At 45.0% G+C, this 24,266-nt stretch carries 20 protein-coding genes; 11 read left to right on the forward strand and 9 right to left on the reverse strand.

What is annotated here, in order from left to right; translation table 11 throughout:
* Window positions 1-11 precede the first annotated feature (11 nt).
* A complete protein-coding gene (locus tag AACV78_RS01795; protein ID WP_194008673.1) occupies window positions 12-857 on the reverse strand; it encodes a DUF3598 family protein in 846 nt (281 codons plus the stop codon).
* An 18-nt stretch (window positions 858-875) separates the two neighbouring features.
* Between AACV78_RS01795 and AACV78_RS01800 the strand changes: the two genes are divergently transcribed.
* Window positions 876-1,685: an SAM hydrolase/SAM-dependent halogenase family protein gene (locus AACV78_RS01800; RefSeq protein ID WP_194008672.1), complete on the forward strand. Its 810-nt coding sequence runs from the start codon at window positions 876-878 to the stop codon at window positions 1,683-1,685.
* A 120-nt stretch (window positions 1,686-1,805) separates the two neighbouring features.
* On the opposite strand, the gene leuS is transcribed toward AACV78_RS01800, so the two are convergent.
* The 3 genes from leuS to aat all read right to left on the reverse strand — a co-directional run bounded on the left by leuS (window position 1,806) and on the right by aat (window position 6,125).
* Complete coding sequence (leuS, locus tag AACV78_RS01805) at window positions 1,806-4,403, reverse strand: leucine--tRNA ligase (RefSeq protein ID WP_194008671.1); 2,598 nt, start codon at window positions 4,401-4,403, stop codon at window positions 1,806-1,808.
* Between the two features lie 362 nt (window positions 4,404-4,765).
* On the reverse strand, window positions 4,766-5,446 hold the full coding sequence (locus AACV78_RS01810) for a Uma2 family endonuclease (protein ID WP_194008670.1): 681 nt from the start codon (window positions 5,444-5,446) through the stop codon (window positions 4,766-4,768).
* A 100-nt stretch (window positions 5,447-5,546) separates the two neighbouring features.
* A complete protein-coding gene (gene aat / locus AACV78_RS01815) occupies window positions 5,547-6,125 on the reverse strand; it encodes a leucyl/phenylalanyl-tRNA--protein transferase (RefSeq protein WP_194008702.1) in 579 nt (192 codons plus the stop codon).
* Window positions 6,126-6,189: 64 nt separating this feature from the next.
* On the opposite strand from aat, the gene AACV78_RS01820 reads away from it, so the two are divergent.
* Complete coding sequence (locus tag AACV78_RS01820) at window positions 6,190-6,519, forward strand: hypothetical protein (protein ID WP_194008669.1); 330 nt, start codon at window positions 6,190-6,192, stop codon at window positions 6,517-6,519.
* Between the two features lie 264 nt (window positions 6,520-6,783).
* Here the strand turns inward: AACV78_RS01820 and rpsN are convergent, their stop codons facing one another.
* From rpsN to rseP, 4 genes are all read right to left on the reverse strand, one after another.
* Window positions 6,784-7,086: a 30S ribosomal protein S14 gene (rpsN, locus tag AACV78_RS01825; protein WP_194008668.1), complete on the reverse strand. Its 303-nt coding sequence runs from the start codon at window positions 7,084-7,086 to the stop codon at window positions 6,784-6,786.
* A gap of 146 nt (window positions 7,087-7,232) precedes the next feature.
* Window positions 7,233-7,877, reverse strand: coding sequence for an endonuclease III (gene nth, locus AACV78_RS01830; protein WP_194008667.1), 645 nt, complete (start codon window positions 7,875-7,877; stop codon window positions 7,233-7,235).
* 176 nt (window positions 7,878-8,053) lie between these two features.
* Window positions 8,054-8,791 carry a Uma2 family endonuclease gene (locus tag AACV78_RS01835; protein ID WP_194008666.1) on the reverse strand — a complete coding sequence of 246 codons (738 nt, stop codon included), beginning with the start codon at window positions 8,789-8,791 and terminating at the stop codon, window positions 8,054-8,056.
* Window positions 8,792-8,896: 105 nt separating this feature from the next.
* Entirely contained in the window at window positions 8,897-9,997 is a 1,101-nt protein-coding gene (gene rseP / locus AACV78_RS01840; protein ID WP_194008665.1) for an RIP metalloprotease RseP, read from the reverse strand.
* A 310-nt stretch (window positions 9,998-10,307) separates the two neighbouring features.
* Here rseP and AACV78_RS01845 point away from each other — a divergent pair, with 310 nt between their 5' ends.
* The 4 genes from AACV78_RS01845 to AACV78_RS01860 all read left to right on the forward strand — a co-directional run bounded on the left by AACV78_RS01845 (window position 10,308) and on the right by AACV78_RS01860 (window position 16,603).
* Window positions 10,308-10,985 (forward strand): ATP-dependent Zn protease, encoded by a 678-nt coding sequence (locus AACV78_RS01845; protein WP_194008664.1) that lies wholly within the window; start codon window positions 10,308-10,310, stop codon window positions 10,983-10,985.
* A 522-nt stretch (window positions 10,986-11,507) separates the two neighbouring features.
* On the forward strand, window positions 11,508-11,642 hold the full coding sequence (locus AACV78_RS01850; RefSeq protein ID WP_255512916.1) for a hypothetical protein: 135 nt from the start codon (window positions 11,508-11,510) through the stop codon (window positions 11,640-11,642).
* A 61-nt stretch (window positions 11,643-11,703) separates the two neighbouring features.
* Window positions 11,704-13,131 carry an MFS transporter gene (locus tag AACV78_RS01855; protein WP_194008663.1) on the forward strand — a complete coding sequence of 476 codons (1,428 nt, stop codon included), beginning with the start codon at window positions 11,704-11,706 and terminating at the stop codon, window positions 13,129-13,131.
* 1,093 nt (window positions 13,132-14,224) lie between these two features.
* Entirely contained in the window at window positions 14,225-16,603 is a 2,379-nt protein-coding gene (locus tag AACV78_RS01860) for a GumC family protein (RefSeq protein WP_228042040.1), read from the forward strand.
* A 365-nt stretch (window positions 16,604-16,968) separates the two neighbouring features.
* On the opposite strand, the gene AACV78_RS01865 is transcribed toward AACV78_RS01860, so the two are convergent.
* Window positions 16,969-19,428, reverse strand: coding sequence for a CBS domain-containing protein (locus tag AACV78_RS01865; RefSeq protein ID WP_194008662.1), 2,460 nt, complete (start codon window positions 19,426-19,428; stop codon window positions 16,969-16,971).
* 357 nt (window positions 19,429-19,785) lie between these two features.
* Here AACV78_RS01865 and AACV78_RS01870 point away from each other — a divergent pair, with 357 nt between their 5' ends.
* From AACV78_RS01870 to arsH, 5 genes are all read left to right on the forward strand, one after another.
* Window positions 19,786-20,460, forward strand: coding sequence for a HEAT repeat domain-containing protein (locus AACV78_RS01870; RefSeq protein ID WP_194008661.1), 675 nt, complete (start codon window positions 19,786-19,788; stop codon window positions 20,458-20,460).
* A 964-nt stretch (window positions 20,461-21,424) separates the two neighbouring features.
* Window positions 21,425-21,679 carry a hypothetical protein gene (locus tag AACV78_RS01875; protein WP_194008660.1) on the forward strand — a complete coding sequence of 85 codons (255 nt, stop codon included), beginning with the start codon at window positions 21,425-21,427 and terminating at the stop codon, window positions 21,677-21,679.
* A 396-nt stretch (window positions 21,680-22,075) separates the two neighbouring features.
* Window positions 22,076-22,435, forward strand: a complete 360-nt coding sequence (locus AACV78_RS01880) for an ArsR/SmtB family transcription factor (protein ID WP_194008659.1) — start codon at window positions 22,076-22,078, stop codon at window positions 22,433-22,435.
* A 259-nt stretch (window positions 22,436-22,694) separates the two neighbouring features.
* On the forward strand, window positions 22,695-23,399 hold the full coding sequence (locus tag AACV78_RS01885) for an MIP/aquaporin family protein (protein WP_194008658.1): 705 nt from the start codon (window positions 22,695-22,697) through the stop codon (window positions 23,397-23,399).
* Window positions 23,400-23,406: 7 nt separating this feature from the next.
* Window positions 23,407-24,060, forward strand: a complete 654-nt coding sequence (gene arsH / locus AACV78_RS01890) for an arsenical resistance protein ArsH (protein ID WP_194008657.1) — start codon at window positions 23,407-23,409, stop codon at window positions 24,058-24,060.
* Window positions 24,061-24,266 lie beyond the last annotated feature (206 nt).

The raw sequence follows: 24,266 nt of genomic DNA on the forward strand, positions 1-24,266 counted from the left end.
GATTAGTGCGATCAACCTTTTTTGCGTTCAGTAACTAAAGTCAAACTTACCCATTCACCTTTGTCATTGTAACTGCGAATCATCCGAAATCGCAAGTCAGGTTCTACCAACCAACCGGCCTCAAAAAATATAGGTTTTCTGAATTCAACTTTTACCGGACAAGTGCAAGAAGCGCCGTCAGGAAGCAGCAAAACTTGCACGGGCGTTGCACCTTCGTTAAAATCGATCGCAGAACCGTCAATGCTGCCGCTAGAACTGATAACATTAGCATTATTGCCAAAAGTGATTTTCTGTACTAGCCGATCGCCATTTTGCAAATGCAATTGTAAATTGGTAGAATAGGAATCAGGATGACGATAATCTGGATAGATTGTCACGGCCTCACCTTGCCATTCTCCCAGCAAAGCATCAACAGTTAAAGGCGGCCGTTCGGGGACATTTTTATCAAGCTGTTTTTCGCGAATTAAGGTAAGTTTGGATAAATTGCCGTCAATATTATAGAGTTGAACGAAGCGCAACCTGCGATAGTTGTAGATAAAACCAAACTCGGCACCAGACTCAGAATAAGGCGCTAATTGAATAGTACCCTGACAAAAATTTCCATTTTCAAAGAACAGGATATCTCGTCCCAAACTCTGATATTCTCGAACAAGTTCGCTGACTTCCGGTTCGCCGACACCGCTAGGATTTGGCGAGAAGCGGCGCAGTTTTAACCGCACTGTTTTGTTGTCGTTGAGTCCTTCGAGAGAAATAATGCTGGGAGTATCTTGAAGTACCTCTCCTCGCGTTGATAGCTGGGTGAAGGAACCGTGCCATTCTCCTAAGTTTTGCAGAAAGTTTTCCCACTGCGCTACCATATTCTTACCTTTGGATATATGTCTAAAAATAGAATTATAACTCTACTGACGGATTTTGGATTGAGCGATGTTTATGTGGGAGTGATGAAAGGTACGATCGCCCAAATTAACTCGCAGTTAAAAGTTATTGACATTACACACCAAATACCCTCTCAAAATATTGCAGCGGCCAGGTTTTGTTTGATGACTGCTTTTGCTTATTTTCCAGCGGAAACCGTACATATTGCTGTAGTCGATCCGGGTGTGGGTAGCAACAGACGCGCAGTTGCAATTAAATGTGCTAATTGCTTCCTTGTCGGGCCTGATAACGGGTTGTTTAGCGGGGTGTTGAGTCGGGAAAGGGCGAGATCCTGTGTCGAACTCACGAATTCTCAATATTGGCGTACACCCGAACCCAGCAGCACATTTCACGGTCGCGATATTTTCGCAGCAGCGGGGGCTCATTTGGCGAACGGGGTGGCTTTGGCAGAGTTGGGAAGGGCGGTAAGCCCTGCGAGTTTAGTGCAGCTACAGATACCAAATTGCGCCGTTACAGCCACAGGTGCGGTAGGTTGCGTTCAATATGTCGATCGCTTCGGCAATTTAATTACTAATATCCCGAATAATTGCATTGTATCTAACAATTGGTCAGTTATAATTAGCAATAGTTCCGATCCAATTCGCATCCCCAGCGGTAAAACTTACAGCGACAGCAAGCCAGGGGATTTAATTGCCATAACTGGTTCTGACGGTTGGCTAGAAATTGCCGTTAACGGCGGCAGCGCTCAATCAGTATTAGAATTGGACTGTGGGGCGATCGTACAATTGCTTTTTGAAACCAACAATTAAAATCATCTCTTGCAGTCCGCGTCTGCAGATGTTTTGCTTGTAAAAACGATTTCAATATCCGTTTCATATCTATACAATTATAAAAAACCCGGTTTAGCCAAAAAACCGGGTTTCTCATCTTTATCCAGCTACCACGAAATTTACCAACTTTCCAGGAACTACAATCACCTTTTTAATCTCCTTACCTTCCAGGTGACGCTTCGCCAATTCCGACTCGCGGGCGTAATTTTCCAAAGCAGCTTTATCAGCACCAGAAGGTACTTGAATAGTGCCACGAGTCTTGCCCATAACTTGAATTACCAGCGTAATTTCATCGGTAATTAAAGCTGATGGATCGACAGTCGGCCAAGTTTGCGTATGCACCGATTCGCTGTTACCAATCAAATGCCACAATTCATCAGCAATATGCGGTGAAAAAGGCGCTAACAGCAAAATTAAAGTGTTAATTCCCTCTGCATAAACAGGCGAATCTTTACATTTATAATCAGCCAGCGCATTGTTCAATTTCATCATTTCCGAAACAGCAGTATTGAACTGATAATCGCCCTCCAAATCTTCTCGCACTTCCTTAATTGCAGTGTGAATCGCCCGCCGCAAATCCTTCTCAGCCTTGCTCAACACATCTTTCTCCCCTTGGTCGGGGTGAGCTTGGCTCAACACATCTTTCTCCCCCCCTTGCCAAGGGGGGGCTGGGGGGGGTGAAGCAAACTCTGTCACCAAGCGCCAAACGCGATTTAAAAAGCGGAATTGCCCTTCCACATCTGCGTCGTCCCACTCCAAATCCTTCTCTGGCGGCGCTTTGAATAAAATAAACATTCGCGCCGTATCTACCCCGTATTTCCCCATAACTTCCAAGGGGTCAACGCCGTTGTATTTTGATTTTGACATCTTCTCGTAGAAGACTTCTAAAGCTTCGCCAGTTTGCGGATCTTTGGGATTTGTTGGGTCTACATCTGCTGGGGGAACGTATTTGCCAGTAACGGGATTTTTGTAGGCCATTGCTTGCACCATGCCTTGAGTTAAGAGGCGTTTAAATGGTTCGTCGCAGTCGATCAAACCCCGATCGCGCAAAACCTTCGTAAAGAACCGCGAATATAGTAAATGCAGGATTGCGTGTTCGATACCGCCGACATATTGATCTACCGGCATCCAATCATTCGTCTTCGCCGTATCGAAAACTTGTTCCTGATTTTTTGCATCGGGATAGCGCAAGAAATACCACGATGAATCCATAAAAGTATCCATCGTATCTGTTTCCCGATGCGCTGGAGTGCCGCAACTCGGACAAGCAACGTTTACCCATTCTGCCATTTTTGCCAAGGGCGAACCTTTGCCAGTAAATTCTACATTTTCCGGCAACAATACGGGTAAATCCGATTGCGGGACGGGGACTGTTCCGCAGTTGGGACAGTGAATTACCGGAATCGGAGCACCCCAATAACGCTGTCGAGAAATTAGCCAATCTCTCAAGCGATATTGCACTCGCGCTTTGCCACAACCTGAACTTTCGGCAGCTTCAATAATTGCGGCTTTGCATTTAATTGAATCCATGCCGTTGAAGCTTTCGGAATTAATCATAATTCCTGGTTCGGTGTAAGCTTCGGTTAGCGGAGTTTCATCATCATCCACAATTACTACTTTAATTGGCAGTTGATATTCAGTGGCAAATTTGAAATCTCGCGTGTCGTGGGCTGGTACTCCCATCACTGCGCCGGTGCCGTATTCGTACAGTACGTAATCGGCAATCCAAATCGGGATTTCTTCGCCGCTGAAAGGGTTGATTGCTTTGCCGCCTGTGGGGATGCCGCGCTTTGGTTTGTCTTCGGCGGTGCGATCGATCTCGCTTTGCAGTGCAACTTCTTTGATGAAGGTGTCTGCAGCAGCTTTTTGGTCTTCGGTAGTCACGCGCGCGGTTAACGGATGTTCTGGCGCTAAAACAAGGTAACTAACGCCATAAACTGTATCGGGGCGAGTGGTGAAAACGGCGATTTTTTCATCCATTCCCACAATCGGAAATTCCAAGTAAGCGCCGACTGATTTGCCAATCCAATTGGCTTGCATTAATTTGACTCTTTCGGGCCAATTTGGCAATTTGTCTAAGTCGTTTAATAACTGTTCGGCGTAATCGGTAATTTTGAGGAACCACTGCCGCAATAATTTGCGCTCGACTTTCGCACCGGAACGCCAGGAACGACCTTCGTTGTCTACTTGTTCGTTTGCTAAGACTGTTTGGTCGATGGGATCCCAATTAACTGCTGCTTCTTTTTGATAAGCTAATCCTGCTTCTAAAAATTGCAAGAAAATCCATTGAGTCCACCGATAATAATCGGGAGAACAGGTTGTAACTTCTTTTGTCCAATCAAAGGAAATGCCCAGCCGCTGAAATAAGCCTTTCATTTGGGCAATATTTTCATAAGTCCATTTTGCGGGGGGAATTCCGCGTTCGATGGCTGCATTTTCTGCCGGCAAACCAAAAGCGTCCCATCCCATCGGATTGAGTACGCGATAGCCTTGCATTCGCTTGAGTCTGGCAATTACATCGATGATTGTGTAGTTGCGGACGTGGCCCATGTGCAGGTTTCCCGACGGGTAGGGGAACATGGATAAGGCATAAAATTTAGGCTTTTCGGTATCTTCTGGCATTTGGTCTAAGTTTTGCTCAGCCCATATCTGCTGCCATTTTTCTTCTATGGATTGGGGGTTGTATCTGGAGTCCACAGCAATTTCTCCGTGCAGAGTTTAGTAATGTTTGCTTCAGTATTTTTGCACATTCATGGGGCCGCGATTAGGATTCTTTTGAACCCCAAGCATTTTGGCTCTAATATCTGTATTATATATTGTAGTATATGCAATTTTCCTTGGGGGCGATCGACCAAATTCCCGATGCGCCGTTAAAAGAATAAGAATTACGCAGGGGCGGTCAGAAACCGGGTTTTTACGAGAAGACCCGTTACAGTCAGCCAAATCGCAAAAAACCCGGTTTCTTTGGTCTTGATGCGTAAGTCCTAAAAAAGTAAATAACTGCAATCTGCAGCAACCCGATTTGTTTAAAAAACCGGGTTTCTACTCGTTGTTTGGGCTTAGATGCTATCTGGGTCGATGTTCAATTCGCGCAGTTTGGCGGCTAAACGTTCGGCTTTTTGAGCTTGTTGTTCGGCGCGCTGCGAGGCTTCTTCGGCACGCTCTCGCTCTAGTAGTCGCTCTGCATTCATTTCAGCAGGGGAAAGAAACTTTTCTCCATCAGGTTTATAAATTTCTAACCCTGATTCTGGCAACTCAAACCGCACTCCCAGTCTCGGACTTATCCATCCCTCCATCGGTTCAATTGGTTCTAAGCTTCCTTCAATTCTTTGCCAACCTTCCAACTCATTTATTTCGGGGTCGTAAAGGTAATATTCCTCAACTCCATAGCGATTGTAAAATGAAAGTTTTTTGTGCATTTTTGTGTTGCTATCGTTGTGGGAACGAATCTCAAAGACGACTTGGGGAGGGATATTATCTTCGCTAAATTGTAGGTAGGAACGGCGATCGCCTTTTGGTCTACCAAATATTACCATTGTATCTGGTGCTTGAGAAATGTCATTTCTTCTCTCAACCGGATACCAGAGTAAATCGGCTGCTACAAACACGTTGGGGTCATCTTGAAACAGCGATTCGCAACCTTCTTTGATGGTGACAATTAATTTGTATTGAATTGTACTTTCTGCCATTGGTTGACCGTCGCTGGATGGATAAATTATTTCTTCGGTTGTGACTTGCATTGTGGTGGTCTCCGAGAAGTATCTATGCTTAATTATACTATTATTTGAAGTAGGTGTATCGGGTGAGAATGCGGAAGTGCTATTTGCCAGGTAAGAATATTCACAAGAGCGAACAGCGGCGTTTTAAAGCGGCTTGCAAAAGAGTGTTGTACTGTTTTTGGTTGACAGTATATGCTCCGAATCTTTCCAAGTGGGGATTGTTCATTTGAGCGTCAAAAAGTAGATAAGATCGATCGCGCAATCTCTCCACCAACTTTACCATCGCCACCTTAGAACCCTCGGAAATTCGGTAAAACATCGATTCGCCAATAAACGCACCGCCTATAGACAATCCCAGAATACCGCCCGCCAATTCGTCGCCGCACCAAGTCTCGAAGCTGTAAGCCCAACCGGCCTCATACAAACGCCAGTAAATCTGCTTGAGCTCCTTAGAAATCCAGGTCGTTTCCCGATCGGCACAACCCTCAACCACCGCCCCAAAATCGCGGTTTACAGCCACTGAAAACCGATTTTGATTTATAGCGCGGCTCAGCGATCGCGGATAGGTAAATCTTTCATCTAGCGGTATCAGCGCCCGCTGACGGCTCGAATACCACCCCAAACTCTCTTCGCCGTCATTTGCCATCAAGAAGTAGCCTTGCGCGTATCCCTGTATAATTGACGGTATATCATATTGCATATATTTATCAGTTGTCATTTGTCCGCTAACTTTTCAAAGTCAACATTAGCAATTAGGAATAATTATGTCTGAAACCATCGAACCTATTACCTTACCGCCCGCCCAAAACCCAGAGCAAGAAGGTCAGTGGCTCCAACAAACGCTGCTCGCATGGCTAGACTCCGAGTTTATCCCAGAAGCTGCCAACCAGCAAATAGCTAAAAGAGCTGCCCAAATCTATGTCCGCCAGCGTATGGAAGGCGAAAACGACGTGGGCAGCCTCGTAATTGCGATCGTCACCGAAATGCAGGCCTATGATTTTTCTAAAAGCTTTTACGGCGAATTTGCGATCGCCAATGCCGTCAGCGACTTATTACTCGAAAGTCTCGGCATCGATAAATGCTGCGGTCAGTGAAGCAAGAAAGAGAAGAAGGAAGAAGGAAGAAGGAAGAAGGAAGAAGGAAGAAGGAAGAAGGAAGAAGGAAGAAGGAAGAAGGAAGAAGGAAGAAAGTCTGAAACAAAAATTAACCCTAAATATAATCTTGCCGATTATTCATAAGTTTTTCTTCATTCCTTCTTATTTCTTCCCTCTCTCGCGACGATAACTAAACCCTTCTTTCTTCTATCCGTTAAATCCGTTACGAAATACGAAATCCGTTGCCGAACTTCGTTCTTTCTGCTACCAGCTAGACTTCACAACACCGGGCAAAAGACCTTCGTGAGCCATTTCTCGCATCACGTTGCGAGACAGTCCGAAGTCGCGATAGTAACCTCTGGGCCGTCCTGTTGCCCAGCAGCGGTTCCGCAAGCGAGTCCGCGAACTGCTGCGGGGTAGCTGTTGCAGTTGTCGGTGAATCGCCATTTTGTCCATCTGGTTGCTAGCTTGGTCAAACTGCTCTTTCAGGTCTTCCCGCTTGTCAGCGTACTTGTCTACGAGTGCTTGGCGCTTTTTCTCGCGCTCGATCATGCTCTTTTTTGCCATAACTCAGTTTATATCCTTAGATAAATCACGATCAACTATTTTACTATATTTTGGTCATTTCGGATCGCTTTTATTTAAATTACTTTTTTTGTTGACAATATTTTTAACCACAGGCATCTTGCTTGTTCCTGAAAATAGTGCAACATCTAACTATTAGCAGAAGGGCACAAATCGGCAAGTTCGCAAATATTGCAAATCGGCTTTCTTGCATTACAAACCGCCCGACCGTGATAAACTAACCGAATCGACCAATTTTCCCAATCCGGCTGCGGCAACAATAGCATCAAATCCCGCTCGATCCGATTCGGATCGGTATGTTCGGTCAATCCCAACCGTTGACTCAAACGCTTGACGTGGGTGTCTACTGTCACGCCCATATGAATACCAAAAGCGTGAGCGAGAACGACATTAGCTGTTTTGCGGGCAACTCCGGGCAATTCTAGCAGCAGTTCCATTTGCTGCGGCACTTGATTGTTGAATTTGTTGACGATCGCCCAACAAGCAGCTTTAATATTTTTAGACTTATTTCGGTAAAAACCAGTCGATCGCACCAGACGCTCCAATTCATCTAAATCAGCATTTCCCAAAGCCTCCGCATCGGGGAAACGCTCAAACAAGGCGGGCGTTACCAGGTTTACTCGCTCATCCGTACACTGAGCCGAGAGAATCGTCGCCACCAACAACTGCACCGGAGTTTCGTAGTTGAGAGTGCAAGGAGCTTCTGGATACAGGCGTTTGAGGCGAATCAGAATTTCGAGCGATCGTTGTTTTAAACTTAACTTTTTAGTCATTTGTTATTTGTTATTTGTTATTTGTTATTTGTTATTTGTTATTTGTTATTTGTTGTTTGTTAGTTGTTAGTTGTTAGTTGTTATTTGTTATATCAAAACTATTTGTAGTGCGGACACTAGGAGGCACTACAAATTTTACTGATTGCGGTTAATCGATCGAAGTTGATATTAGTCATTTACAACTGATTGAGGTCGATTCCCATGTCTCGGAGTCTCGCTTCTAAAGCTTGCGAGCGCGATCGTTCTTGTTCCAGCATAGTTTCTGCTTGTTCGGCCCTTTGCCGTTCTTGTTCGGCCCTTTGCCGTTCTTGTTCGGCCCTTGATTCTGCTTGCTCTCGAAGTTGAGCGAGTTCCACAAAACTCACAAACGGTGTGCCATCAGGCCTGAATATTTGTAGTTCAGTTTCTGATAGCTGAAACCGCACTCCCATTCTGGGACTTACCCAGCCGTTCACTTCTTCGATTGGTTCTAATCGTTCCTCTCGACGCTCCCATATAGTCAAATCCCGATTTGCTGGATCGTACAAATAATATTCTTCTACGCCGTATTGTTCATAAAATCTCAATTTTTGCAGCATCGGAGTCAGGCGATTTCCCGGCGACCAAATTTCAAAGGCGACTTGCGGCACAATATTATCTTCGTTCCACTGCTGGTAGGAGCCTCGATAACCTTTCGGTCTTCCGAAGGCTACCATCACATCTGGCGCTTGAGAAATTTTGTTATTTCCTTCTACTGGATACCACAGTAATTTTCCCGCTACAAAAACATCAACCACGCTCGCAAATAACAGTTCTAAATTTTCTTTAATCCACACGATCAATCTAAACTGTTCGGTATTGTCTGACATTGGTTCGCCGTTATCATCTGGGTAGATAATCTGAGATTTGTCGGGAGATTGCAGTTGTGTAATCATTGCTGTTTTCCCCAAATTTACTGGTTATTTTATATTATTCAACAGTCATCAGCGTTGTAATGACTAATGACTGCTGACTAATGATTGATGACTGACGACCAATGACTACTGCTGTCGAAGATTTCGCATCAAATCGATGCCTGCCAAATTAACAGTATCGCGAACAATTAAGAAAATTCCCAAACCCAGCAACAGCATCAAACCAGTCTGCATCACATTTTCCTGAATGCGGTTCGGCAGAGGTTTGCCCCGCAGTCCTTCTATTAACAAAAAAGCTAGCTGACCGCCATCCAAAGCAGGTAAAGGCAAGATATTAATCACAGCCAAATTGATGCTAATTAACACGGCAAACTGAAACAAATTCGCTGCATCCGATCGCGCAATCCCTGCACCGGCGGCCACAATTGCTACGGGCCCGGACAACTGTTTTGCGGTTTGACCGAAATTGGTAACTAACTGCCCGAAACCTTCCACAGTCAGCACTACAATCCGCTGAAATTCAGTCGCCGCCATGCTAAAGGCATCTAGAATTCCCGCCCGATCCCGCACGACAGTTCCGTTAGAAGTTAGCTGTACGCCAATGCGGCCTTTACCGTCGGGGGACTTTTCGGGAGTGACTGTCACGACAAATTTTTGTTCTGCACGCTGAATTTCTAACGCTAGGGGTTGGTTGGGATGATCTTGGATTGCTGAGACTAGAGATTTGATTGCTTCGCGGGAAGCGCCCAATTCCTTGCCGTCAACGGACAGAACAATGTCGCCCGATCGAATTCCCGCTTGGAAGGCGGCCGAACTTACTTCTGCTGCGACTTCCGGGACTTTAACTCCCGGTAGGTAGTTCATGGATGCTGCGCCGACAGTGGTCAATTGCACCACCAGCAGGAAGTAAGCAAAAATCAAGTTGGCAATCACCCCGGCGCTAATCACGATCGCCCGATCGAGTACGGGGCGATTTCGCAGCAAATTCGGGTCATTGGGGGGAATATTGCTTTCTGGATCGTCATCCGGGAAACCCACGAAACCTCCCAGGGGAAAGGCGCGGATGGCGTATTCTGTTTCCGGGCCTTGGTACTTCCACAGGATGGGGCCGAAACCGATAGAGAAGCGGTTGACGTGAATGTGTTGAAGTCTCGCCGCCAAGAAGTGGCCGAGTTCGTGAACGACAATCAAGATACCTAAAACTGCGATCGCTGCCAAAACTGACATGAAGGATTCCACTAACACTTTTACTTTACTTTGATTTATTTTAATATCTTTTTAATATAGGTGGCGGACGATCGGCAATTTTCAGTCAAACTAGAAGATGGTATGTTTTTTTCATAAGTCCCGGCCGGTAAGCGATCGGGCTGATGTAACTTTTCGCCTTTCTGAAGAAAGAAGGAAAAAAAATAATTCAACCGATGCCCTGTTTGGCTGATGCCCTGCGCGGGCCGATGCCCTGCGCGGGCCGATGCCCGATGCCCAATTTCCTATTACAAATTACCCATTACCAATTCCCCATTACCAATTCCCAATTATGAAAGACACTTCTTTGAATATTATCGCTATTTCGATCTTCGCCATCACCGTTTCCATAATATTGGGCCCTTTATTCAACTTGCCAGAAGCCGTACCTGCGATCGCCACTTTTTGCCTGTTGGGGCTAGCCACCCTCGACACTTTCCAGTGGCAAGGTCAAGGCGGTACAATTTTAGTAGATTTGCTTGGGGGAAGTTCCAAACAAAAGCGCGATCGCATCCTTCACCACGAAGCCGGGCACTTCCTAGTCGCCCACCTGTTAGGAATTCCCGTAAGCAGCTACGCCCTCAGCGCGCTTGAAGCCTTCAAACAAGGTCAAACAGCCCAAGGCGGCGTCCGATTTGAAGACGAACAACTAGCATCTCAACTCCAAAGCGGCACTCTTTCATCCCAAATTTTAGATCAATATTGTACAGTGTGGATGGCCGGAATAGTAGCCGAAAAAATTGTTTATGGCAGCGCACAAGGCGGCGTAGAAGACCGCACAAAAATCCGCGCCATCCTCACACAACTGCGCCGTCCCAATTCCGAAATTCAACTCAAACAAAACTTAGCTTCCCTACGAGCAAAAAACCTACTCGAAAGCCATAAATCAGCTTACGAAGCCCTAGTTGAAACAATGGAAAAAAGAGCAACAGTTGCTGAATGTTGCGACACGATTCAACAAAATTTGTAGCACAAAAATTGCGCCCCTTGCCTGAGCGAGCCCAGTTTTTTTGTAGGTCGATCGCTAAAACTCTGATTCGGCCTACAAACCGGGTTGAAGATTTACTACCAAATCCCAGTTTGTCATCCCCTCGATATTCTGACTCTTCTCTTTCCTCTTCTCTTCGCGTTCTTTGCGTCTTCGCGGTTCCATTATCAAGGGAGTATGTTACCCCAATTTGGTACTAATACCAATGAAATAAAGTAGCGCTAGATATTACCCCCCCAACCCCCCCTTATCAAGGGGGGGGCTAAGACTTCATCCATAGCACATCTTTAGAAAAATGGTATAAGAGCATACATATTATCGGATTAAAAACTCATGTAACAACCAAAACATTTCGCAACAAAACGGCAAACAGCTAACAAAAAATCACAAAAAATGCTGTAGCTGTTCCGTTTCGGAATCTGCCTCCAATAGTGCGGTGTCGGTGTCAGCGAACTGGGCACAACACCGCCAATACAAATAAACGCTATTTGCAACATAGCAAAAATGCTTTACTTGCTCGATGCAAAAGATATTGACGAATCAGCGATTATGCTTGGGAAGCATTTGTCGATCGACTACCAATTACGGATTATTCACAATCATCCCGATCGCCCAAAAAAACTTAGTATTGCGGCATAGCGTGAGTTATACTCCATACTGCAAAGACTGCGACTGCCCAAAAATCCCGAAACAAAAGTTTATGAGCAACACTTCCCCGCCTGAAGCAGCAGCCAACAACCCCGAAACAAAAAAACTCAGTTTCTCAACTAAATTAGCTTACGGTGCCGGAGACCTCGGCCCCGCAATTACGGCGAATGTTCTGGTATTTTTCCTGCTGTTTTTCTTTACTAACGTAGCAGGTTTGGCTGCGGGTACTGCTAGTAACATTTTGTTAATCGGTAAGGTTTGGGATGCCATAAATGACCCGATTGTGGGGGTTTTGAGCGATCGCACATCTCATCGCTGGGGCCGCCGCTATCCTTGGATGGTTTACGGCGCAATTCCTTTCGGTATCTTCTTCTTTTTGCAGTGGATTGTTCCCAGCAAAGATCCCACGATATTGTTTTGGTACTATGTGGCGATCGGCATTTTATTTAACACCGCCTACACCGCCGTTAACCTGCCTTACACCGCCCTCACTCCAGAATTAACCCAAGACTACAACGAACGCACTAGCCTTAACAGTTTTCGGTTTTCTTTCTCCATCGGCGGCAGCATTTTGTCGCTAATTATAGCGCAAATTATCTTTGCCTTAGTTAAAGATGACATCCAAAAATACTTAATATTAGGCGCACTCTGTGCAGTGATTTCAGTATTACCTTTGTACTGGTGCTTTTTCGGAACCCGTCAACAAGTATTCTCTCAATTTTCAACCGATCCAGGAGAAGACACTTCAACTTCCTTGCCGCTGAAAGAACAGGTGCGGATTGCATTGAACAATCGCCCTTTTTTATACGTAATTGGAATTTATCTCTGTTCTTGGCTGGGCGTGCAATTAACTGCTTCTATTTTGCCCTATTTTGTCATCAACTGGATGAAACTGCCGGCTGCAACTTTTACCCAAACTGCGATCGCCGTTCAAGGCACCGCACTCGCCATGTTATTTGTTTGGAGTAAAGTCAGCGAGCGATACGGCAAAAAAGCTGTTTATTTTATGGGCATGAGTTTGTGGATTATCGCCCAAGCCGGACTGTTTTTCCTGCAACCGGGACAAGTAGTCCAGATGTATTTGTTAGCAGTAATGGCAGGGGTGGGAGTTTCCACTGCTTATCTCATACCTTGGTCGATGATACCGGATGTGATTGAACTCGACGAACTCCAAACAGGAGAAAGACGCGAAGGCGTGTTTTATTCGTTTATGGTCTTGCTGCAAAAAATTGGTTTGGCATTGGGCTTGTGGTTTGTAGGACAAGCATTAGAACAAGCTGGATTTCTTGCCACAGTTCAGGGACAAGCCCCTCCCATACAGCCGGATTCCGCGCTGTTCGCGATTCGAGTTGCGATCGGCCCCCTGCCCACAATTGCTTTAATTTGCGGCATGATTCTCACATATTTTTATCCCATTACCCGCGAAGTTCATGCAGCAATTTTGTTGCAGCTTCGAGAAAAGAAAGCACAGGATCGCTAAGCAAAGATTCAGCTAAGTGGAATGAGTAAACTCAAAAAGTAACAACTACCAACAGCTAATCTGGGCGATATCTATAGCTATGTTCCCATCAATTACGAACTCTTTCTTGGCTCTGACTAATTGGAGTCTTCTACTCGTTACCAGGCTCTGCCTCCCTAATCGTGTGCCGAGGCAGATCCTCTAAATATGGGTTCTTTTCGCAGAGCCTGGGAAGCAGTTATAAGTTGTAGGGTGCGTCGCTCGTTTAATCTGGCGCTCTAGGGCGAGAGTTGTTTTTGGCGACGCACCCTACGTTGAGTTAAGTAAATGGTATTGCCCTATAACCTAATTTTTCTAAGAAAAAACATCATATTCTCGATCGCGCTTTGCCCCGATACAAACACCCAGAAGTTTGATCTTTTCGAGATGTCGATCGACTTTGAACTTGCCAGTTATTAATTTTTATGTATGTACGGCACTATTTAGAGTAGTATGTGATATACTTATGCCGACAAATAAGTCGAGCGATTTAAGCAGTCATCCAGCTCGTCAAAAAGTTTATTATTAAAATAAAAGACAGATTTTTTTCGGAAATTGATTCGATTAGTTACAGTTCAAAAAATCTGCTGAAGGCTGCTAATTATATCTATCTGCAAAATGGCCAACTTTTTAGTCGGTCAATTAGCGTATAATTTAACAGATGCTACAGTTGATGCCTGACAGAAAAGTGGCAGAATAGAGGAGAAGGCAATAGCAGCGCGATCGGCTGCTGAGGTGTGAGGACAAATTGTAAAATTTTGGTAAAGTTATCGCGCTAGAGGCGATCTCAGCGACATCCTAAAAAGTGGGTACAGCCGCCCAGAAACCCAGAATATAAGCACAACACAGCAGACCACAATACAGTCGGATACAACTCTCAAGCAATTAGTAAAAAAACTTTTGCAGCAGGCAAAACATAGGAATTTAGTTATTTTTGTATATGATGTGAAAGTAGTGAGAATTATTAGCAGGAACTAGAACCGACCAACCAATAATCTCCTGTGATATCCTGAAGTCAATGGTGAAAGTATCAACCAGAAGGGTCGCACAACAAAGCTGATTTTACCAAAAAAATATGAAAGAGGTCAACATGGAAAAAGAACAGGACGCTCATCTCGTACCCATTACCAACCAGAGCCGACAGGTGCAGCAATTTTCCGTTGACGAGGGAGAAGAGTTAGGCGCGCAGCCTCAAAAAGGATTGAATCTCAACCCGTTATTTAGGACTCTGGGGCGCAAAGCCTTAGTCATCATTGGGATTGTCGCTCTAGCAGGCGGTGGAATTTATTTTCAGATCAAGCAAAGCAAGAAAACATATCAAGGCGATTTTAGTCTGCTTGTGGAACCCGTGACAACAGAGGCAAGAATTGCTGACCCCGCTGCTCTAGCCAATCGCAGCGAGGGTGGCGGAGTGCCCAGTCGAGATTTTTTTAGTTTGGACTACGCAACTCAACTGCAAATTCTCCAGAGTCCTCAGATGCTATCGGCTATTGTGAAACAAGTCCAAAAAAAATATCCAAAAATGACCGAGGAACTTCTGAAAAAAGGATTAGTCGTTTTGCGCGTCGGAGATAATGAGCTGACGCAAACTAAAATTTTGGAAGTTCGTTTCCTGGGCCAGGAACCTGAATTAATTAAGTTTGTTTTACAAGAAGTTAAAAAGAAATATTTAAAGTACAGCCTTGACGAACGCAAGAGTCGCATTGGTGAAGGTGTTAATTTTATTGAAAACCAGCTTCCGGGACTTAACAAGCGCGTAAATGACCTGAAGTCGGAGTTACAGGTGATACAGCAGCAGCAAAAAATTACAGATCCTAAAGAACAAGGCGCGCAATTGATCCAGCAAGTTCGCACAGTAGAAACTTTAGAGTTAGAAACTCAAAGGCTGCTGCAGGAACAGAAAACGCTGTACGCTAACTTGCAAAAGCAATTAGATTTTACACCAAATGAAGCTATTGCCGCTTCAGCTTTAAGCGAAGAACCTCAATATAAAGAGTTGCTGACCAAGGTTAAGGAAGTAGAAGGTCAGATTGCTGTAGAAACAGCTCGTTTTAAATCTGCTAACCCGATAGTGGAAGCTTTAGAGCGCAAGCGGGCAAATTTAGTAGCTTTACTCAACCAGCAAACTGATCGAATTTTGGGGCAAAATTTAGTAGGCCCTGAAGCCAATGCTAAAGTTCAGAATTTTCAAAATTCGATTCGCATAGGCTTGATCAAACAATTGGTTGATACTGCTAACCAAGTTCAAGTTTTAGAAGCTCGCAGTCAGGCGATCGCCCAAACAAAAAATGATTTGAGCCGACAAGCAAGAGAATTTCCCAGTATAGCTCGTCGCTACAACGAACTGCAACAGCAATTAGACATAGCAGCGCGCACCCGCGATCAACTTTTAACTCAGCGAGAAACTCTGCGGGTCCAAGCAGCTCAAAGCCAAGTACCTTGGGAAGTAATTTCTGAACCCCGGATACCGCGAGATCCTAAGACTGGCGATTATACTCCGGTAGGCTCGAAAAATGCCAACAAATTTTTTATGGCAATTGTTGGGGGGCTAGTGTTGGGTGTGGGAGTGGCTATCCTGATTGAAAAGTTCCGCAATATTTTCTACACTGCTGACGACATTAAAGATGCGTTTGATGCACCTTTATTGGGAGTGATTCCTCGGGACAAAAATGCTAAAAAATTTCCGCCTTCTATTGCTAATTCCTATACTTATCTTGAAAAAAAAGAGGGGGATAAAAAAGTTGCTTCGGAATTTATAGAAGCTTTTGACTCTCTTTATACTAATATTCGCTTTCTTTCTTCAAATCGAACTATTGGATCTTTGGCAGTTGGTTCGGCTACAGTTGGTGAAGGCAAATCTACCGTTGCTTTAAACTTAGCTCACGTTGCTGCGCTGGCGGGCCAGCGAGTGCTGTTAGTAGATGCCGATTTGCATTCGCCCAGCTTGCACTTGCTCTTGGAAGTGCCTAATCTAAAGGGATTGAGCAACTTGCTCGACGACAGTAAAAACCAACCTAATGAAATTATCCAGCGATCGCATCTAGAAGATAATCTTTTTGTATTAACTGCGGGTCTTCCTATTCCTGGTGTTGCTAGACGGCTTGCTTCATCTGGGATGCAGTATTTAATGGATGAACTTCACGCAACATTTGACTTAGTTATCTACGATACGCCACCGCTGCTTGACAGTAAAGATGCGAATTATTTAGCGGCGCGCACAGATGGAATGCTAATGGTTGTAGCACTTCGCAAGACCAAGTTTTCTGTAGTCAAAAAAGTTTTCAGTCAATTAGAAAATTTTGGCATACCCTGCTTGGGTACAGTTGCCAATAATCCCACCAAAGGTAAGAAGTATCAAGCATCTAAATCATTAGCTCTGGAAGACAAAAATGAATATTTAAATTTTATACCAGTAGAGTCTGGCATCCGCAAACTAGCTCCGAAAAAAGAGTGATACCATGTCGCAAAAGGACGACAATCATCAGATTTGTTTGAGCGTTTGGAGTTGAGTCTTCAAATGGATGATATCATGTCCGCTCGATTGACCGATATCAAATTAGTCCGCACTACGAACCAACCGTTTTTGTTATTAATCTACCGGACCTGATATGAGGACTAAACTCCGAAAAAGTAAATTTTTACAAATTTCAGACTCGGCTTCAATTTTCCCGATTAATTTGTGATATCAAATCCGTTAGGATCGGAATAGTAAATTCACTGTTGACTATTGACTGTTGACTGTTGACTGTTAACATCACCAAGAGTGCAGCCGGAATTGATATGAGGTAAATCTCAAGGCTTAAATCGACTGATGGCGGACTAATTTTCATCGGGGTAAATAGGAAATGTTACGGTAAAATTAGTCCAGCCATTGCTGCTTTCTACGTCAATTTTGCCCTGCAACTGTTCGACCAGTTTTTGCACCAAAGCTAAACCCAAACCTGTCCCTCCTTGTTTCCAGGGGTCAGCGTTGGGAACTCGATAAAATTTATCAAAAATTCGGGGCAGTTCCTGTATAGAAATGGACGATTGATTGCTGAGTTTAAATTGGATGAAGGAACTCAAATCAGTTGCTGGGATAGAATTTTTTCCGCTTCCGACCTCTTCCCAGTATCCATTTTTGCACTCAACTCTGAGAGAGATTTCGCCGTCATTGGCGGTATATTTGCAGGCATTGTTGAGGATTTCTGCTAAAATTCGTCCCAAACTAGCGCGGTTGGAACTGATCGTGGGGAGGTGAGAATCGCACTCAAATCGCAAATGCTGGTGGCGGTTCTGGGTGCGGGTGTAAAATGGCTCGATAATCGCAGGTAGCCAGACTTCTAAGTTTACTGGTTCGAGATCGATCGGGCAAGCTGCGGCTTCGAGGCGCTGCAAATCGAGCAAAGCATTAATCAAATCGGTTTCTCTAGTACATTCGGTTTCTAAAATTTCTAAATAAATCTGCCGTCGGTCTGGTGTGGGAGAAACTTTCAGCATATGAATAGCCATTTTCATATTAGCTAAAGGCGTGCGTAGTTCGTGAGAAACTGTGCTGAGAAATTCATCTTTGAGAACGTTTAAATGCTGGAGTTCCTGCACTTTTTGCTGCAATTGGGCGGTGCGTTCTTGGACTTGGCGTTCGAGGTCGGTGTTGAGATTTTGTACTTGCTGGTAGAGTTGGGCTTGCTGAATGGCGATCGCAATTTGAGTTGCCAGTTGCAGCAGCAAATCCACTTCCGAAGGTTGCCACTGCCGCGATTTAGAGCACTGATGGACGCACATCACGCCCCACAAATTGCTGTCTTGCAAAATTGGTACAATCAAATAAGCTTTGATTTGCGCTTGCTGCAAGCGTGCAGATGTTTCGGCATTCAAATTAGCTTGCTCGATGTCGGGGACGGCGTATATTTCCTGTTCGATCGCGAATGCAGATTCATGCCACATTGTATCTGGCATGATTTCTCCCAAGATCGAAGACCACTTGGAGGCAACGGATTCTGCCACGACAATGCCCAAATCCTTCGACTCCAAACGCACGATGGCTACTCTGTCGGCGTGCAGAACTTGCCGGACTTCATCGACGCTGGCGTTAAGAATTTCTTCGAGGTTTAAGGATTGGTGAATCCGCAAGGAAATTTGAGTTAGCAGCCGATCGCGCTGCACCTGTTCGTGGAGTTTGGCAGTCCGTTCGCGCACCTGCTGTTCCAATTTGGCATTGCGGCTTTGCAGCAGTTCCAATTTTTCTGCTTGCAGTTGATAAACCGACTGCTGCAACTGTTTGACAACTCGGTACATTTCGGTCGGATCGAGGACTCGGAGCAAGTTGGTTTGGGTAATAATTCCCAATAGTTCTCCGCGCCCTCCGCACACCACCAACCGCTGCACTTGTTGCTGCTGCATTTGTTTGTGCGCCGTCCACAGGGAATCGGAAGGTTGCAGAAATTGCAGGGGAGTTCTCATGACTTCTTGAGCTAGGGTTTGCTCAAAATTTACTTCGAGAAACAGTGCCTGCACGATGTCGTATTCGGTAATAATTCCCAGAGGTTGCTGAAAGGAATAGTGAAAAATGGAGGTATAGTCATCTTTGGGTTTCTCCATTGTCAATTCTTTGTTTTTTGTAATGACTACACAACTGACTTGATGCTCTGACATCAGTTCGGCTATGCTCAGCAGCGACGCGGTGTGAGGCGCTGTAATTGGCGTAGTCATCAATTCTGCTACCCGCCGCAATTTCAGAATGTTTGAAGGCTGCAATACTTGGCGAATTCTTTCCCTAGTGAGCACTCCTACCAAGTGGCGAAATTGATTGACGATCGGCAAATAGCGAATTTTGTGCTGGCGAAATAAGGATAAAGCGCCGAACACGTCTTGATCCTCGGATGCTGTGAGGACAACCGACACCGGAGACATGATGTCGGAAATTGGTATTTTGTGCGAGGCTCCTTTTTTCTGAGTGTCTATTTTGCCAGAAGCGATGGGCCTCACTAAGTCGGCGGGAGTTAATATCCCCAGTAACAGCCCGCGGCTGGGGTTGTCGGATAAGTTGTCTGTGGTAATAGTTTGCTGGTCTTGCACCACGAGCACGCAGCAGGCCCGCACCTGTTCCGGCGGGGAGACTTCGGTCATCGCCCCCGGTTCTGAGGGTAAAGGTGTTTTGGTTAGGGGACAACTATTTTCCAACTGACTCATCAGGGCGATCGCCGCTGCTAAGGAAGTATCTGGTACGGCGGTTAGCGGGTAGCGGTCGATCGCCTGTTCTAATGCTGAGGAGTAAAAGGGTGGGTGGTAAAAGGACATAATTGATGGGGCAGGTTGTCAGAGGGCGGCTAATACCATTTTCGATTGTGGATGGGAAATGATTGATTGTATAAGGGTTTGGAGCGCGGGCTACCGAGTTGCATTTTGGGGGAAACTGGTATAAATATCGGCAAAGCGTTAGGGAATGACAGAAACACCAGAAACACCTAGCCTGTGCTTGGGATTTTAATAATAGACTTTCTAATTGATTATTTCCATTAATCCGAGTTTTCGATCGATAGTGCGATCGGTTTGCAATTTCAAATCGGGGCGGTTTTTACTGCCTGCTTTTAACCGGAGACTCACTTATAATCAAAATAACCAGAATGTAAAGTTTTACTACAAGATTTACCGATAATGACAACTTTAAGCTTAGAGCAAATTGCAGCCAAGTTAGAAAGCGAAAATTCTGCCGATCGCATGGTAGCTTTGGCTAACTTGCGGAACGTCCCTGCAGCAGAGGCTGTACCTTTGATTAAAAAGGTGTTGAACGATCGAAGTTTGCAAGTGCGATCGATGGCCGTGTTTGCTCTCGGAGTCAAACCGACTCCTGAGTGCTATCCCATTCTAGTCAAATTACTAGAAACTGAACCTGATTACGGCATTCGGGCTGATGCTGCGGGTGCTTTGGGCTATCTCGAAGATATCCGAGCTTTTGAGGCTTTGGTGCGCGCTTTTTATGAAGATACTGAATGGCTGGTGCGCTTTAGTGCTGCTGTTTCTCTGGGAAATCTCAAAGATCCCCGAGCTCGCGACGTGCTGCTGAAAGCTCTCGAATGCGAGCAAGTAGTGATTCAGCAGGCGGCGATTTCGGCTTTGGGGGAAATTAAGGACATTGGGGCGATCGATCGCATCCTCGATTTTACTCAGTCAGAAGATTGGCTGATCAGGCAGAGGCTGGCGGAAGCTTTGGGGAATTTGCCTAGTGTTAAAAGTGTCTCTGCTTTGAAATACTTAGAAAAAGACAGCAATTCTCAAGTATCTCAAGCCGCAACAATTTCTCTCGATCGCCTTTCCAAAGCAGAAGGGTAAAATATTGTAGAGGCGGGTTCACCAAAAATTGATAATTTAAGCAATAGAATCTGATCGACCCGCCTCGCTTGCGATATTTTAAATAACTTAGCAATGAAAATTTAAGAACTTAAGCGATTGCTCGTTACTTTCACTCTGCCTGGTAATGCAGATAGGCGAGGAAAAGCCTCATTTTATCTGGCAAATTACAGGAAAGAGGACTGTAGGACCTGTTTAAGTTATTAAGTTTTCGATCCTTATTAGACTTGAGATTCAGAAGTTTTTAATGAGTGAAAATAACCGCAGATGAAGGACGAATCCAGCAGAGACAAACGCAGATGTTTTTCAAGATAAAAGAGTTACCGAGTGCAAGATATCTATTGTTGTGGCATAGGGCGTTAAATGCCTTAGCATCAATTTAGTATCGCATAAATCAAGATAAATTCTGGTCTTATTTTCCATAAAAAAATGGCTTTTTTTGGCGAAATTCCTAAAAACAATCAGAGATTTTATGCACTAAGATTTGGATCGTAATCTCCCTCTAGTACGAGATATAAAATTAGATAAACTCGATCGCGATTAATTGTATTACCGATATTAGTTGAATTCAGAAAACGGCTACCCGAACAGCTTTTCATTGAATCGCCAGCGCCTTTGTGGAAGTCAAAAACGACAACATTCAATCCGGCTGAGGAGAGTGCACAGGGGGAACCATTGCAACACAAATATTTAACCAGCGTCGCGAACATGATATTCAGACAATTTATGGAGTTTTGACAACTGGGAGTATCTGGAAATCTTTGAAGTTAGAAGGAATTGCGATCTAGATTGATAAAGACGAATTTTTTATCAAAAATGTTGCTAAAATTATCGATATCTTAATAAAATTTATAGATTCTTGAGTAAAACCAGAAGGTATTATCTAAGGCGATCGGGCAAATCGCAAGTTAAAATAGTTGTTGACATCCTTTAACCAAAGCCAGCCATGAATCAAGCACCCAATCCTTTTAACTCAAATCCATCGAATCCGCTAGATCCCTTGGACCAAGAACTTGACGAGCAAGGTCAAGAGTTGCCCAGACAGTACCACCCCGCTACTAAAAAAACTCTGCAAACAGGCTTTCTCATCCTGATAGTTGTCGGGGTAGTTGTTGGGGGAATTCTATCTGTAGGGGTAATTTCGTTGATGCAAAAGGCCGGATTGACTGATGTGCCGGCGCGGGTACAGAGTCCGAAGTAATATCATGTCCGTTGAATTGCCCGCGATCAAATTTTGTCGTCTAGGATGGGCGGGTTTATAGATATTGTCGGTGTGAATTGCAGATGGTTAGTGAAACCCGCCCCTACCAGTATTGCTGTTAATTTACTGGACTATATCTAATATTTAGTAGGAATGTTCTGTCGGTGCTAAATGCACCTATTTTGGGGGATGAAGTTTGAGAAAATATGATGTTTTATATAGATTTTTGCAAAATATAGCAACTGTACCCGATGGTGAGGAGGTTCTCGCATTCCCCAAACCGTTGCTTTTCTTCCTTCTTCCTGATGACGTTGGACCCAAAGCTCGGAGGCGACAGCACTAATGACTAATGACTAATGACTGATGACTGATGACTGATGACTTCTTCTACAATTGATGGTGAAAAATTCTCAAATTGCGCCCGATCGCACTTCTCAACTGCCGATTTCCGAAAAACTTGTTTCGGCTGGCTTTCACGCGCTTTCTGACCCCCTGCGGATTCAGATTTTGGAGTTGCTGCGGGAACAGGAGTTATGTGTTTGCGATCTGTGCGATCGGCTTGGAGTCTCTCAATCTAAACTCTCTTTTCACCTCAAAACCCTAAAAGAAGCCGGCTTAGTTCGCAGCCGCCAAGAAAGCCGCTGGATTTACTACAGTCTTAATTTAGCTCAGTTTCTCGCCTTGGAAGAGTACCTCGCCGAATACCGCCGGTTCAGTCAGATGCTGCCGGCGCGCCCTTGTGCTGACGTGGGTTGACCCATCAATATTTCTTAATCAGCAATATTATGTCCCCTAAAGTAACCGCTATTGGTTTGATCGTTCGGACTTCAGTCCTCGGATTGATGCGGACTAAAGTCCTCATTACGAACCAAGAGAGTTGACGCATATTGGTGGTTTGAAGGTTCGGAATCCGAGTCCTCGGATTGATGCGGACTAAAGTCCTCACTACGAACCAAGAGGGTTGACGTATCAATTTTTTTTGATATGATAGATTTGAACCAATGAGTCGATGGCGATGGGTGCAACAGTAAAGAAGTTAGCTTCAGGGGCGAGAGATTGCAGCCGAGAAGCGATCGCCGAAGGCCTCGGCACGTTTATTCTAGTTTTTGCAGGCACCGGCGCTGTGATGGTCAACCAAATTAGCGGTGGTTCAGTAACTCATTTGGGCGTTAGTTTTGTATTTGGTGCAGTTGTAGCAGCGATGATTTATGCGATCGGACACATCAGCGGCGCGCACTTTAACCCAGCCGTAACTTTAGGGTTTTGGGCGAGCGGTTTTTTCCCAAAATACAAAGTTTTGCCCTATGTTTTGGCGCAGTGTGCGGGGGCGATCGCAGCTTCTGCGCTGCTGTTAATTACTTTAGGAAAAGTAGCAAATCTCGGTGCAACAGTTCCTCTAAACGGCAATTGGTTGCAGTCTCTAATGTTAGAAACTGTATTAACTTTTATCTTGATGATTGTTATCCTCGGTTCGGGATTAGATAGACGCGCTCATATCGGTTTTGCCGGGATAGCAATTGGGTTAACTGTAGGACTGGAAGCTGCATTTATGGGGCCGATTACCGGAGCGAGCATGAATCCTGCCCGCTCTCTGGGGCCGGCTTTAATTGGTGGCATTTGGGAACACCATTGGGTTTACTGGGTTGCTCCTATTTGGGGAGCACAATTAGCAGTCGCAGTTTATCGGGAACTGTCTAACGGATTTCGGGATTTTAATTAAAAGCATCATGGCAAATTTTACGCACAAACCGAGAATTCTGTTTTTATACGGCTCGTTAAGAGAGCGTTCTTATAGCCGTTTTTTAGCGGAAGAATCGGCTCGAATTATTGAGGGCTTCGGTGCAGAAGTTCGGTTTTTCACTCCTCAAGAATTGCCGATTTATGGCAGCGTTCCCGATACGCATCCGAAGGTTCAGGAATTGCGGGAATTGAGTTTGTGGTCGGAGGGTCAAGTGTGGTCTAGTCCAGAAATGCACGGCAATATTACGGGCATTATGAAAAATCAAATTGACTGGATTCCTTTAAGTATTGGGGCTGTCAGACCCACCCAAGGTCGAACTTTGGCGGTGATGCAAGTTAGCGGTGGTTCGCAGTCTTTTAATGCTGTGAATACTTTGAGGATTTTGGGCCGCTGGATGCGGATGTTTACGATTCCTAATCAGTCTTCGGTTGCTAAGGCTTATCAGGAGTTTAATGAGGATGGGACGATGAAGGATTCGCCTTATCGCGATCGCGCGATCGATGTCATGGAGGAACTTTATAAATTTACCATGTTGTTGCGGGAGCAAACGGACTATTTGACCGATCGCCACAGCGAACGCAAGGAACAAGCAGCTAAAGAGGCGATCGCCCTAGCAAATCGCGCCCTGGAAGTTAATTAAGGCGATCGAAACATCGGGCGATCGAATCACCGGGCGATCGAAACATCGGGCGATCGAAATCGCGGCTACAAAAACAAAACCCATGCCAAGCGGGTTAAAGAATCAAGGATTTCTCTTCAGTCTGCGGAGGCAGACTTCGGTTGTGTAGCCGCGGTTTCTAACCGCCGGGGCTAAAAATTCACTAAAAATTAACAACTAACAAATCT

This window comes from Tychonema sp. LEGE 07196 (assembly GCF_963890365.1).
Classification (GTDB): Bacteria; Cyanobacteriota; Cyanobacteriia; order Cyanobacteriales; family Microcoleaceae; genus Microcoleus.

Coding starts and splice junctions, on each gene's coding strand:
- AACV78_RS01795 (WP_194008673.1), bottom strand. CDS start 857: ATGGTAGCGCAGTGGGAAAACTTTCTGCAAAACTTAGGAGAATGGCAC.
- AACV78_RS01800 (WP_194008672.1), top strand. CDS start 876: ATGTCTAAAAATAGAATTATAACTCTACTGACGGATTTTGGATTGAGC.
- AACV78_RS01810 (WP_194008670.1), bottom strand. CDS start 5,446: ATGCAAGTCACAACCGAAGAAATAATTTATCCATCCAGCGACGGTCAA.
- aat (WP_194008702.1), bottom strand. CDS start 6,125: ATGCAATATGATATACCGTCAATTATACAGGGATACGCGCAAGGCTAC.
- AACV78_RS01820 (WP_194008669.1), top strand. CDS start 6,190: ATGTCTGAAACCATCGAACCTATTACCTTACCGCCCGCCCAAAACCCA.
- rpsN (WP_194008668.1), bottom strand. CDS start 7,086: ATGGCAAAAAAGAGCATGATCGAGCGCGAGAAAAAGCGCCAAGCACTC.
- nth (WP_194008667.1), bottom strand. CDS start 7,877: ATGACTAAAAAGTTAAGTTTAAAACAACGATCGCTCGAAATTCTGATT.
- AACV78_RS01835 (WP_194008666.1), bottom strand. CDS start 8,791: ATGATTACACAACTGCAATCTCCCGACAAATCTCAGATTATCTACCCA.
- rseP (WP_194008665.1), bottom strand. CDS start 9,997: ATGTCAGTTTTGGCAGCGATCGCAGTTTTAGGTATCTTGATTGTCGTT.
- AACV78_RS01845 (WP_194008664.1), top strand. CDS start 10,308: ATGAAAGACACTTCTTTGAATATTATCGCTATTTCGATCTTCGCCATC.
- AACV78_RS01850 (WP_255512916.1), top strand. CDS start 11,508: ATGCTTTACTTGCTCGATGCAAAAGATATTGACGAATCAGCGATTATG.
- AACV78_RS01855 (WP_194008663.1), top strand. CDS start 11,704: ATGAGCAACACTTCCCCGCCTGAAGCAGCAGCCAACAACCCCGAAACA.
- AACV78_RS01860 (WP_228042040.1), top strand. CDS start 14,225: ATGAAAGAGGTCAACATGGAAAAAGAACAGGACGCTCATCTCGTACCC.
- AACV78_RS01865 (WP_194008662.1), bottom strand. CDS start 19,428: ATGTCCTTTTACCACCCACCCTTTTACTCCTCAGCATTAGAACAGGCG.
- AACV78_RS01870 (WP_194008661.1), top strand. CDS start 19,786: ATGACAACTTTAAGCTTAGAGCAAATTGCAGCCAAGTTAGAAAGCGAA.
- AACV78_RS01875 (WP_194008660.1), top strand. CDS start 21,425: ATGAATCAAGCACCCAATCCTTTTAACTCAAATCCATCGAATCCGCTA.
- AACV78_RS01880 (WP_194008659.1), top strand. CDS start 22,076: ATGGTGAAAAATTCTCAAATTGCGCCCGATCGCACTTCTCAACTGCCG.
- AACV78_RS01885 (WP_194008658.1), top strand. CDS start 22,695: ATGGGTGCAACAGTAAAGAAGTTAGCTTCAGGGGCGAGAGATTGCAGC.
- arsH (WP_194008657.1), top strand. CDS start 23,407: ATGGCAAATTTTACGCACAAACCGAGAATTCTGTTTTTATACGGCTCG.